The 11,761-nt window shown below is 73.0% G+C and carries 10 protein-coding genes and 1 pseudogene; 8 read left to right on the top strand and 3 right to left on the bottom strand.

The genetic code is table 11. The features are described 5' to 3' along the window. A partial coding sequence (locus BLU79_RS38885; RefSeq protein WP_371132021.1) for a SpoIIE family protein phosphatase occupies positions 1 to 1,848 on the bottom strand: 1,848 nt, incomplete at its 3' end. Positions 1,849 to 2,319: 471 nt separating this feature from the next. Continuing rightward, a pseudogene (locus BLU79_RS50150) lies at positions 2,320 to 2,484 on the bottom strand (MurR/RpiR family transcriptional regulator); the annotation flags it as partial. 455 nt (positions 2,485 to 2,939) lie between these two features. Here BLU79_RS50150 and BLU79_RS38880 point away from each other — a divergent pair. Genes BLU79_RS38880 through BLU79_RS49460 form a run of 3 tightly spaced genes read left to right on the top strand, consistent with a single transcriptional unit; the run spans position 2,940 to position 4,461 of the window. Next, positions 2,940 to 3,356 (top strand): DUF6313 family protein, encoded by a 417-nt coding sequence (locus BLU79_RS38880; protein ID WP_143052554.1) that lies wholly within the window; start codon positions 2,940 to 2,942, stop codon positions 3,354 to 3,356. A 2-nt stretch (positions 3,357 to 3,358) separates the two neighbouring features. Next, positions 3,359 to 3,673: a DUF6313 family protein gene (locus tag BLU79_RS38875; RefSeq protein WP_093910735.1), complete on the top strand. Its 315-nt coding sequence runs from the start codon at positions 3,359 to 3,361 to the stop codon at positions 3,671 to 3,673. Next, positions 3,670 to 4,461 (top strand): pentapeptide repeat-containing protein, encoded by a 792-nt coding sequence (locus tag BLU79_RS49460; protein WP_093910734.1) that lies wholly within the window; start codon positions 3,670 to 3,672, stop codon positions 4,459 to 4,461. Before BLU79_RS38875 ends, BLU79_RS49460 begins: the two co-directional genes overlap by 4 nt. 33 nt (positions 4,462 to 4,494) lie before the next feature. Here BLU79_RS49460 and BLU79_RS38865 read toward each other — a convergent pair whose 3' ends face one another. Beyond that, positions 4,495 to 5,982 carry an alpha/beta hydrolase gene (locus BLU79_RS38865; protein ID WP_093910733.1) on the bottom strand — a complete coding sequence of 496 codons (1,488 nt, stop codon included), beginning with the start codon at positions 5,980 to 5,982 and terminating at the stop codon, positions 4,495 to 4,497. Positions 5,983 to 6,131: 149 nt separating this feature from the next. On the opposite strand from BLU79_RS38865, the gene BLU79_RS38860 reads away from it, so the two are divergent. The 5 genes from BLU79_RS38860 to BLU79_RS38840 are packed head-to-tail and all read left to right on the top strand — an operon-like array spanning position 6,132 to position 11,616. Further along, positions 6,132 to 7,388, top strand: a complete 1,257-nt coding sequence (locus BLU79_RS38860; protein ID WP_177001340.1) for an ATP-grasp domain-containing protein — start codon at positions 6,132 to 6,134, stop codon at positions 7,386 to 7,388. Further along, on the top strand, positions 7,385 to 8,230 hold the full coding sequence (locus tag BLU79_RS38855; protein ID WP_093910732.1) for a Rossmann-like domain-containing protein: 846 nt from the start codon (positions 7,385 to 7,387) through the stop codon (positions 8,228 to 8,230). The genes BLU79_RS38860 and BLU79_RS38855 overlap by 4 nt, the downstream gene beginning before the upstream one ends. Further along, a complete protein-coding gene (locus tag BLU79_RS38850; protein WP_093910731.1) occupies positions 8,227 to 9,318 on the top strand; it encodes a PLP-dependent cysteine synthase family protein in 1,092 nt (363 codons plus the stop codon). Before BLU79_RS38855 ends, BLU79_RS38850 begins: the two co-directional genes overlap by 4 nt. Then, on the top strand, positions 9,315 to 10,370 hold the full coding sequence (locus tag BLU79_RS38845; RefSeq protein WP_093910730.1) for a dipeptide epimerase: 1,056 nt from the start codon (positions 9,315 to 9,317) through the stop codon (positions 10,368 to 10,370). The genes BLU79_RS38850 and BLU79_RS38845 overlap by 4 nt, the downstream gene beginning before the upstream one ends. Continuing rightward, the gene (locus BLU79_RS38840) at positions 10,354 to 11,616 is read left to right on the top strand and encodes an MFS transporter (protein WP_093910729.1); all 1,263 of its coding nucleotides are present in this window, start codon (positions 10,354 to 10,356) and stop codon (positions 11,614 to 11,616) included. The genes BLU79_RS38845 and BLU79_RS38840 overlap by 17 nt, the downstream gene beginning before the upstream one ends. Positions 11,617 to 11,761 lie beyond the last annotated feature (145 nt).

The raw sequence follows: 11,761 nt of genomic DNA, 5'->3' as shown, positions 1-11,761 counted from the left end.
CTCGAACCAGACGACTTTGCCGGTGCTGAGGCGGGTGGCGCCCCAGCGGCGGGCGAGTCGGTTGACGAGGTAGAGGCCGCGTCCGCCTTCGTCGGTGGCGCGGGCTTGGCGCAACCGCGGCAACTGCGGTACGTCGTCGCCGACTTCGCAGCGCAGGACGTCGGTGCGTAGCAGGCGCAGGGTGACGGGTCGGGTGGCGTAGCGGACGGCGTTGGTGACGACTTCGCTGACGAGGAGTTCGACGGAGTCGGTGAGTTCTTCCAGTCCCCAGCGGGCCAGGGCGCGTCGGGCGAGGCGGCGGGCGCGGCCGGGGGCGGCGTCTTCGGGCTCGAGGAACCAGTAGGCGACGTCGCTGGGGGCGATGCCGTCGAAGCGGGCGGCGAGCAGGGCGATGTCGTCGTCGCGGTCGCCGGGGCCGAGCATGTCGAGGACTTCGTCGCAGAGGGCTTCGAGGGGCGGGGGGTGGTCGGGTCCGGTGAGCTGGGCGGTCGCGGCGAGCTTTTCGCGTAGTTGCTCTATGCCGGTCCAGACGTCGCGCAGCCGGGACTCGACCAGGCCGTCGGTGTACAGAAGCAGCGTCGCTCCGGCCGGCGCGTCCAGTTCCACGGCCTCGAAGTCGACGCCGCCGACGCCGATCGGGGCGCCCGCGGGAACGCGGAGTACTTCTGCCCGGCCGCCGAGGTGGAGCAGGACGGGTGGTGGGTGGCCGGCGTTGGCGATGGTGATGCGGTGGGATACGGGGTCGTAGACGGCGTACAGGCAGGTGGCCATGCGGTCGGTGCCCAGGCGTTGGGCCTGTTCGTCGAGGTGGTGGAGGACTTCTTGTGGGGGCAGGTCGAGGCCGGCGAGGGTCTGGGCGGTGGTGCGCAGTTGGCCCATGATCGCGGCCGAGGTCATGGAGTGGCCCATGACGTCGCCGACGACCAGGGCGACGCGGCTGCCGGGCAGGGGGATCGCGTCGTACCAGTCGCCGCCGACGCGGGCGGTTTCGGCGGCGGGGAGGTAGCGGGAGGCGAGCCGGACGCCGGTGGGGCGGGGGAGTGTTTCGGGCAGCATGGTGCGCTGGAGTTCGTCGGCGATGTAGGCCTCGCGGCCGTAGAGGACGGCTTTGTCGATGCCGAGGGCGCTGTGGGTGGCGAGTTGGGCGGCGACGAGGAGGTCGTCGGGTTCGAAGGCGAGGCGGTCGGGGCGGCGTAGGAAGACGGCGGCGCCGATGACGCGGCGGCGGCCTCGTAGGGGGGCGAGGATGGCGCGTTGTCCGTCGGGGATGATCAGTTCGCCGTCGTCGCCGAGGAGTTCGGGCAGGGCGGCGCGGGCTGCGGGTGCGTCGGCGAAGACGGGGCGTACGCCGCGCAGGACCTCGGCGAGCGCGCCGCCGGGGCGGACCTCGCACAACTCGGCGGTCAGGGCCGACAACTCGGCCAGCTCCGTCGGCTCCGGCTGGGCCTGCGCGGGCAGGAAGCCGCCGTCGGTGTCCCGTTCCTCGGGGATGCGGTCCGTGCGGCGCAGGCGCAGGACGACGGGGCCGGTGGGCCGTTCGTCGCCGACGGGGAGGGGGTCGCGCAGGTAGACGAGGATCGCGTCGGAGAAGGTCGGCACGGTCGCCCGGCACAGCCCCATCACGATCTCGTCCAGGTCGATACCGCGCGCGATCCGCCGGGTCGCGGCGCCGACGAAGCGCAGCCGGTCACCGTCCCGCCGCATCGGCGTCGGCCGGCCGGGCGGCAGCCCCTGCGGCGCGGACGGTTCCCCGCCCTGCCGCATCGGCGTCGGTCCTTCGGACGGCTGATCTTGTGGCGCGGACGGTTCGTCGCCCCGCCGCCGCAGTGGGGGACGCTCGGGCGGCAGCCCCCGTGGCGTGGACGGTGGTGGGGCCGGGGCTCGGCGTGCGGGCCTGGCGGGGACTTCAGGCGGCGTCGGGTCGGGATTCGCGGCGACGCCGAGTGCGACGTGGGACGAGAGCTGGCCGACGAGGTGCAGATCGTCGGGGTCGAAGACCGGTCGGTCCGGGCGGCGGAGGAACACCGCCGCCCCCAGGACGTTCCGCTCGGCGAGCAGGGGCGCGAGCAGGACACGATCGCGACCCGGAAGTCGGGGATTGGGCCCGAGCAGTTCGAGGAGGGCTGTTTCGAGTTCGAGGTCCTCGGGGCCCATGCTCCGGGCGTCACCCTGGTGCAGAACCTTGGCGAGGACACCGAGCGGCTCCACGGAGGCTGTCGCCCGCGCCTCTCCGCCCATCGCGCCGCCCAGCTTGGGGTGTGATGCGCCGTGCCATTCCGTGTCGCCGGCGAGCTGGAGGTCGGCCAGGTCGGCGAGTGCGGCGCGCAACCCCGCGTAGCCGGGGTACCCGAGGAGACGGGCGGTGCGTACGACCGTCGCCTCGCTGGTGCCGGTGCGCTCGGCGAGGCCGGTGATCGAGAGGGCTGCGGTGGCGGCCGGGTCGTCGACGACGGCTTCGGCGACCCGCTGCATGGACCGGGTCATCTGCGGGACGAGCGTGCGCGCCCTGGCCGCCAGTAATGAGGTCGCCGTATCCGAAGACCCGGGCTTGCGGGGAGGACGGAAGCCGCATCCAGTGAGCCGCAGTTGGCGGGGGATCGCAGCTGATGCACCACCTTCCGTATCTGCCCGCACACCGAGATAGACGACGACCGCGTCGGCCATGACGGGCACCGTCACCAGGGCGAACTCGCGAGCGACCTGTGTCGGACTCTCGGCGCGCGCGATACGGCGGACGGCCGGGGCAAGAAAATGGGGATCCTGCGGCATCGCCTCTCCGGGCCGGTGGCCATGAGTGTCAGCGTCATCCTCGGGCCGCCGGGGGCGATCTGTCCAGGAGATCGTCGGCCCTTCAACGTCCTTGTACAGGGATCGACTTGGCGAGGAGAACCGATGGAGATCCGGTGCCCTGCGGTAGGGCATCGGCTACCGTCGGGTCCGTGACGTCAGGGATGCCCGGTATCCAGCCCCCACCGCCCCCTGGCCTGCGCCGTCGGGTCTCGCGCTGGTGGAGGTCCCGGGACGCGCTGTCGCGGCTGCACCGCTGGCTGCTCCTGCGGGCCCTGCCCCTGCTGGCGGTCTTTCTCGGCCTCTTCGCGCTCAACGGCGCACTGATCGGCTGGACCGACGCGTACAACGTCCTCGTCGGCATCGACTCACCGGCCGACGTCAGTCCCCAGCTTCCCGCATGGCCCCTGTCGATCGTCGGCTGGGCCGCGATCCCCGCACTGGTGGGAGGAGCGGTCGGCTACGCCGTCACCGCCCAGATCCAGACGCACCGCACGCAAGAGCTCACGGAGATCCTCGACGAGCTCAGGCGGCGTTCCACCGCCTCCGTGAACTCCGACGGAGGCTGAGCGTGCGTTTGCTGTCCGAGATCCACGAATGCGGCGGTCCCTCCGCGGAGTTCGTCCAGCACTTCGCCGCCAAATGGCATGACGGAGACTGGGAGACGGCCGAGGACCACTGGCAACGAATCGTCAACAGACTGCTGCGGGGCAGGGAGATGGAAGGACTCAAGCCGCACGACGCACTGCGCACCGCCGAGCAGGAGGCGCAGAACTTCGGCCTGGCGCTGCTGCTCTCCCCGTCCCCCACCCGGTGCCCCATGTGCGCGATCGTGCCCCCTCCGAGTCCACCCGACGCACAACGGCCCGGGACGGAGCCCCGATGACGAAGAGGACAACGGAGCAGATCCTGCGCGAACTTCTCTACCTGGCCGCACCGGACAGCTCGGAGGAGGCACGGTCCGCCGCCGCCGAAGCCATCGCCGAGCGTGGTGATGAAGCCCTGCCCGCCGGTGATGTCTCCCGGTTGGCGGAGGTCCTGCGGTCCCGTGCGCCGGAGGACGGGGACGCGGGGGAACGTGTCGCCCTGCGCGGCGCCGACCTCGCGCACGCCAACCTCTACCAGGTCCGGCTGAACGGCGCCGAGTTGACGGAGGCCGATCTGACCGAGGCCGACCTCAGTTTCTCGTATCTGCGCGGAGCCCGACTCGACGCCGCGACACTGACCGGCGCCGACCTGACGGGCGCGGACCTGACCGATGCCGATCTGCGCGGAGCGGTGCTGCGCCGGGCCGACCTGACCGGGGCGTGGCTTCGGCGGGCTCGGCTGGACCAGGCCGACCTGCATGACTGCGACCTCACGGACGCCGATCTCAAGACGGCCTCCGGTGCACTGAGCATCGAGGGTCTGGGCGGAGTCAGGTGGTCGGCCGACACCCGCTGGCCCCAGTCCCAGCCCGGCCTCGGGAGTCAACTCCTGGACAGGTCGGTCAGGCTGGCACCGGGAATCTACCGCGTGGGCGGCGACGACGGCCGGGACCGCAGTACCGGTACGGCCCCCGGCCCGGGCGCGCCGGAGCCCTCCGGCCCCGGCACACCCGACCCCGCCTCTCCGTGGGGATTCTCCAACTCGGGTACGCCCAGCTCCGGCGCCCGCTCTAAACGCGGCGGGTGAGGTGACGGGCCGGAAGCTGCTGGGCCGAGTGCCTCAGGACACCGTCGGCAGCCCCGGACCGGAGCAGCGCACATCGGCCGCGGGCACCGTCCCGTCGACGAGATAGGCGGCCACCGCCCCGTCCACGCACGCGTTGCCCCGGCTCGCGAAGACGCCGTGGGAGTAGTCGTCGTCGAGCGTCACCAGCCGGGAGCCGGGCATGACCTCCCGCAGTCGCCGGGCGCCCTCGATCGGCGTCACCGGGTCGTGTGCGGACGCGACCAGCAGGACCGGCGGGGCGGCCGGACTGCCCAGGGGCGTACGGCGGTTCGGCCGGTGGTGCCAGTACGCGCAGGCCGACGCCTCCATGCCGGTCAGGATCGGCTGCGGGTCGAGAAGCCGGGTGCGGCGCATGTCCGCCAGGATCTCGCGCGGCGTCGGCCCCGGCCCGTCCGCGCACTTCACGATCCGGTTGGCCGCCTCGTAGTTGCGGGACTCGGGGCTGTCGAAGGCGGACGCGGGCCGCAGGCCGTCGGGGCTGCCGTCCGTCAGAGAGGTGCGCAGCCCGTCGGCGAGGCCAGCCCAGCGCTCGGTGCGGCCCAGGGCGCGGTAGACTGCACGGTCGAACTCCGCCGGGCCGAAGCCGTTCACCGGCCGGGCGGCGAGTCCTCGGCGTACGCGCAGATACGACCGCCGAACGGCATCCGCGCCGCCGCCCAGCCCGAAACGCTCCGCGTGCTCGCCGGTCCAGGCGAAGAACGTGTCGCGGGCGCGCAGCATCGCACGGCTCTGGACGACGTCGAAGTCGTACCAGTCCCAGGGGCCGACCACGCTGTCCAGCACCATGCGGCCCACCCGGTGCGGGAAGCGTGCCGCGTAGGCGGCGCCCAGGTAGCTGCCGTACGAGACACCGAGGAAGCTCGTCCGGGGCTCGCCCAGCGCGGCCCGGATCGCGTCCATGTCGTAGGCCGTCTGTTCGGTGGACAGGTATGGCAGCACATGCGTGCCCGCGCCCGCCGCGCAGTCGTCGGCCATCGCGCGCAGTGAGGTGAGATACGTCCGCTCCGTCCGCGGGGTCGTCGGTACCGGGTCCGTGCCCGGAGCGGTGAACAGGCCGCCCATCGGGCCGCACTCCACCGGGGTGCTACGGCCCACGCCGCGCGGGTCGAAGCCGATGACGTCGTACGAACGCCGCACGCTCTCGGGGAGTTTGGCGCGCTTGGTCACCGCGTAGGGGAGCCCGGAGCCGCCCGGGCCGCCCGGGTTCACCAGCAGGACGCCGCGGCGCTCGGCCGGGGTGCCGGAGGCGGGGACGCGGGAGACGGCGATCTCGATGCGCGGGCCGGACGGGTGCCGCCGGTCGAGGGGGACGGTGAGGCGCCCGCATTCCACGCGGTCCGGTGCGGGCGGGGTCGGGACGGAGTCCGGGCAGGGGCCGAACGTGAGGGGGGTCGACGCGCGGGCGGGCGTGGCCGTGGGGAGCAGGGCGGCCGCGGCCACGAGGGCGCACAGCAGGACGGTGGGTCGGGACGGGACGGACAAGAGGTCGCCTCCGAGGCAGCAGAGTAAGAACGGGGTAGCAAATGAAAATGATTATCGATAGCGTGTGCCAGTCAAGTCCGGCACCCCTCCGCCCGAGGGGCGCCCCGGGCTGCCTTGACGTCTGAACTCACGGCACGAAAAGGGGAGTTGTGGCTCATCTGCTGGTGGTAGAGAGCTGGGTCGGGTCGATGAGCAGGCTGCTGCCGCGTGCGATCCGGGAGGGCGGACATGAGTTCACCTTCCTCACCCGTGACCTGCATCACTACCTGCGCTCGGCGCCCGAGGGGACCGCGCATCCGCTGCTCGGCGCCCGCAACGTGATCACCGCCGACACCAACGACCTCGACGCCCTGCTGCCCGAGGTGGAGCGGCTGCACTCGGTCCTGGGCTTCGACGGGGTGATCACCTCCTGCGACTACTACCTGCCGACGGTGGCCCGGATCGCCGGACACCTCGGACTGCCCGGCCCCGGCCCCGAAGCGGTGGAGAACGCCTGCCGCAAGGACGCCACCCGCCGCGTCCTCGCCGACGCGGGCCTGCCCGGACCGCGCTTCGCCGTGCACGAGGAGTGGGCCGGTCTCGCGCGGGCCGCGCAGGAGATCGGCTATCCGCTCGTCGCCAAACCGGTCGACCTGTGCGCGGGCATGTATGTGCGCCGAGTCGACGACGAGGCCCAACTGGCGGAGGTGTTCAGGGCGTTGGCCGACTTCCCGGTCAACGCCCGGGGGCAGCGACGCACCCCCGCCGTCCTGCTCGAAGAGCTTCTCGACGGCCCCGAGGTGAGCGTCGAGACCGTGTCCTACGCGGGCGCGGTGCACATGGTCGGCGTCACCGACAAGAGCATCGGCGGGGCGCCCGCCTTCATCGAGACCGGCCACATGTTCCCGGCGGCCCTGCCGCTCGCCGACATCGACGCCGCCGAGCAGACCGCGCTCGGCGCCCTCAAGGCGCTGGGGCTGACGGACGGTGTCGTGGCGCACACCGAGATCAAGCTGACCTCCGCCGGCCCGCGCGTCGTCGAGGTCAACCCCCGGCCCGCCGGCAACCGCATCACCGAGCTGGTCCGCCATGTCACCGGCATCGACCTCGCCGCCGCCTGCGTGGACGTCGCCCTCGGCCGCGCCCCCGACCTCAGGCGCACCGACACCGGGCTGCGCAGCGCCGCCATCGGCTTCCTCGTCCCGGAGCGTGCGGGCACCCTCGAAGCACTCGACGCCGGTCGACTGGCCGACGAACACGGTGTGTTGGAGGTGCAGCTCGCCGAGCCCGGCAAGGCCGTGAAGGCGGCCGGCAGCAACAACGAGTACCTCGGCCATGTCATGGCGGGCGACCCGGAGGGGCCCGGCGCCCGCGACCGCGTCGAAGGCCTGCTGGCCGGATTGCGCGCGGGGCTGGTGATCCGATGACCGCCCTCAGCGCCTCGCCCACGGCGCCCTGTCGGACGTACGACGAACTCGTCGCCCGGGTCCGCGAAGGCGCCCTCGGCCCCGACCCGCGCACCCAGCGCATCGCCGTCGCCTTCACCACCTGCCAGGCCGTACGGCACGACGGGCGCGGCACCGGCTACCGCAACGAGGTCCTCAGCCTCCGCCTCGCCGAGGCCGTCGGATCGTGTGCCGTCGAGCCGGGGGAGCTTCCCGACGGCGCGCTCGACGACTGCGTCGGCACCGATGTCGCACGGCTTCTCGACCATCCCCTCGCTGCCGTGCGGGTGGCCGCCCTCGACGCCTACCTGATGCACATCACCCCGCACACGCCGGACCACGGGGCGCAGCCTGTCGCGCTGCCCGCCGGGTCGTCGCTGGAGAAGTCCAGGGCCAGGGCTCAGGCCGTGGTGGAGCTGCTGGACCTGCCGGCCGGTTCGACGGTCCTGGTGGTCGGGGTCGTCAACTCGCTGCTGGAGGCGCTGCGTTCGCGCGGGCTCGACCCGGTGCCGTGCGACCTCAAGGGCGGGGTGACCGAGTGGGGCGAACCCGTGGTCACCGACGCGCTCGCCGCGACGGGGCGCTGTGACGCGCTGCTCGTGTCCGGGATGACCCTGGGCAACGGCACCTTCGAACCGCTGCGTGAGCACGCGTTGCGGCACGGCAAGCAGCTGGTGATGTTCGCGCAGACCGGCAGCGCGGTGCTGCCCCGCTTCCTCGGGCACGGCGTGAGCGCGGTGTGCGCGGAGCCGTACCCCTTCTTCTGGCTCGACGGCGGGCCCGGCGTCGTCCACCGGTACCGGTGTCACGGGGGTGCGCGATGACCATCACGACCACCTCCGCCGCCGTACATCCACCCGCCGCTCGCCCTGAGCTGCTCGCCCTGCTCGGCCGTACCCCCGTCGTCCGCGTCACCACCGAACTGCCGCATCCCCACCCCGGATTCTGGGCCAAGCTCGAAGGGCTCGCGGCGGGCGGCATGAAGGCGCGGGCCGCCGTGTCGATGCTGCTCGGCGCGCGCGAGCGCGGTGAACTGCGGCCCGGCGCCCCGGTGGTGGAGTCCACCTCCGGCACCCTCGGCATCGGGCTCGCCTTCGCCGGACAGGCGCTCGGCCATCCCGTCGTGCTGGTCGGCGACAGTGAACTGGAGCCGTCCATGCGGCAGTTGCTGCGTGCACACGGCGTCCGCCTGGAGATCGTGGACCGCCCGGCACCCCAGGGTGGCTGGCAGGCCGCCCGCCTCGGCCGGCTGCGCGAACTGCTCGCCGAACTCCCCGGCGCCTACTGGCCCGACCAGTACAACAACCCCGACAACACGGCCGGTTACGCCTCCCTCGCCGCCGAACTCGGCGCCCAGCTCGACCACTTGGACATCCTGGTGTGCAGCGTCGGCACCGGCGGTCACAGCGCCGGCGTCATCGCCCCGCTGCGCCGGCACTGGCCCGCGCTGCGGCTCATCGGCGTCGACGCCACGGGCTCGACGATCTTCGGCCAGCCCGCCCGGCCCCGCCTGATGCGCGGCCTCGGCAGCAGCATCCACCCGCGCAACGTCGCCTACGACGCCTTCGACGAGGTCCACTGGATCGGCCCCGCCGAGGCCGTGGACAGCTGCCGACGGCTCGCCCGGGGCTCCTTCGTCAGCGGCGGCTGGAGCACGGGAGCCGTCGCACGGGTCGCCGCCTGGGCGGCCCGCGTGCACCCGGGCGCGGTCGTCGCCACCGTGTTCCCCGACGGGCCGCACCGCTACCTCGGCACCGTCTACGACGACGACTTCATCGCCGCCCACGGCCTCGACCCGGCCGGCGCCGCCACCCGCCCCGTGGAGATACCGCACCCCTACGCCGCCGAGGCGAACGGGTGGGCGCGGTGCACGCGGGTCGCCGATCCGATCTCTCCCGGAAGGACCCAGTGAAGGCCCACCTGCGCACCGTACGACTCGACCTCGCCGAGCCGTTGCGCATCTCCCGATCCACCATGTCCGCGCGCGACGCCGTATGGCTCGGCATCGAGCACGAGGGGGTCACCGGATACGGCGAGGCCGTCAGCAGCGTGTACTACGGGCTCGACGCCGACACGCTGCTACGGCTGCTGGCGGACGTGGACCTGCGGCGCTTCGCCGATCCGGAAAGCGCCCTGGAGGCCCTGCGGGCAGGGGAGTCGGCATCGGACGCCGCTACGCCTCCCGCCGTCACCGCCGCCGTCGAGTCGGCGCTTCTCGACCTCGTAGGCCTGCGCGCGGGCGTCCCCGTGCACCGCCTCCTCGGTGCGTCGGCGCCGCCCGAGGTGGCCACCGCCCGCACCATCGGCATCACCTCGCTCGCGGACGGGGCCGCCGAGGCCCGGCGGTTGGCCGCGCGCGGATTCGAGGTCATCAAGGTGAAGACGGGGGCGCCCGACCCCGAGGACGACGTGGAACGCGTACGGGTCATCCGTGACGCGGCCCCGCACGCGAGGCTGCTGCTGGACCCGAACGGTGCCTGGAGCGTGGCGGAGGCCGAACGGTTGCTGCCGCGGTTCGCCGAGCTCGGGGTCGAAGCCGTCGAACAGCCCCTCGCCCCGGGGGACCCGGACGCGCTGAGCGCCCTCGCCGAGAGGTCGCCGCTGCCGGTCATCGCCGACGAGGACGCGGTGAGCGCGGACGACGTACGTCGCCTGGCCGGGCGGGTCCACGGGGTCAACGTCAAGCTCGCCAAGTGCGGGGGAGTCCGAGCCGCCCTGCGGATCGCCGAGTTGATCGACGGCAGCGGGACCGAGCTGATGCTCGGCTGTCTCACGGCCAGCAGCCTCGGGCTGGCGCCCGCCGTGCACCTGGCCGACCGTGCCCGCTGGGTTGACCTCGACGGGCATCTGCTGCTCGCGCACGACCCGTGGACCGGGATCGGGGGCGCGGACGGCTTCGTACGCGCGAGTGACCGTCCGGGACTGGGCGTCGAGGAGGTGACGGCACATGCGGACGTGGCGTGAGGTGCGCGGCTTCCCCGTCGCCGTCCAGCTCCTGCTGGTCAACCAGCTCGGCGTCAACACCGGCTTCTATCTGCTCATCCCGTACCTCGCCACCCACCTCGGCGAGAACCTGGGCATGTCGGCGGCGGTCGTCGGGATCGTCCTCGGCGTGCGCAACCTCAGCCAGCAGGGCCTGTTCATCATCGGCGGCTCGGCGTCGGACCGGCTCGGGGCGCGCGGCGTCATCATCGCCGGGTGCGCGCTGCGGACCGTCGGGTTCGCACTGTTCGCGCTGGGCGACGGGCTGCCCGTGCTGCTCGCCGCGTCCGTGCTCAGCGGGCTCGCGGGGGCGTTGTTCAACCCGGCCGTACGGACGTATCTCGCGCAGGAGGCGGGGGAGCGCAAGGCGGAGGCGTTCGCGCTGTTCAACGTCTTCGCCACCACGGGTGCGTTGATCGGCCCGCTGCTGGGGAGCGCGCTGCTGCTCGTCGACTTCCGTACGTCCGCGCTGACCGCCGCCGGGATCTTCGCCGTGCTCACCGTGGCCCAGGCCCTCGTCCTGCCCGCGCGCAAGGTCGAGCCCAGCGGCAGCGGCGTCCTCGGGGACTGGCGCGAGGTGCTCGGCAACCGGACCTTCCTGGCCTTCGCGCTCGCCATGGTCGGCATGTTCACCCTGGAGAACCAGCTGTATCTGCTGCTCCCCGACGGGGCCCGCGAGGCCACCGGCTGGGACGGGGCGGCGGGCATCGTCTTCCTCGTCGGCACGGTCGCCAACCTGGCGCTCCAGCTGAGAATCACCAGGAGTCTCAAGTCGCGGGGCAGCAGGGTGCGTTGGATCGCCGTGGGGCTCGGGGTGATGGGGCTCGCGTTCCTGCCGCCGGCGCTGGTGGCGGGCACGGGATCACCCGGGTGGCTCGACGCCGGGCCCGTGCTGCTCGGCGCGCTGCTGCTCTACCTCGGCATCATGATCGCGTCGCCGTTCGTGATGGAACTGATCCCGCGCTTCGGACGACCCGAGCTGACCGGCACGTACTTCGGGATCTTCTACGTCGTGTCCGGCATTGCCGCGGCCGTGGGCAACACCGTCGTCGGGTGGGCCATGGACGCGGGGGAGAGCGGGGGCCATGTGTGGCTTCCGTGGGTGTGCTGCGCCGTCTTCGGACTGGTTTCGGCGGGCGGAGTGGCCCGGCTGCATCGGCGCGGGGCGCTGCCCGCGGAGCCGGCACCGGCGGTTTCCGCTCAGGCCGGAGAGAGGAGCTCGGCGTGAGTGCGGCGCGGGGCGTAGAGGCGGATCTGCGCGCGGCCGACGGCGAAGAGGCGGACGGGTGCCCAGGTGCCGTCGCCACCGGCCCGGTCGGCTGCGAGCCGGACATGGCGGTCGCGACGCCGGGCGAGCGGGCTGACGCGGGCGT

Source organism: Streptomyces sp. cf386 (genome assembly GCF_900103585.1).
Taxonomy (GTDB): Bacteria; Actinomycetota; Actinomycetes; order Streptomycetales; family Streptomycetaceae; genus Streptomyces.
This window is presented reverse-complemented; position numbering and strand designations above follow the sequence as displayed.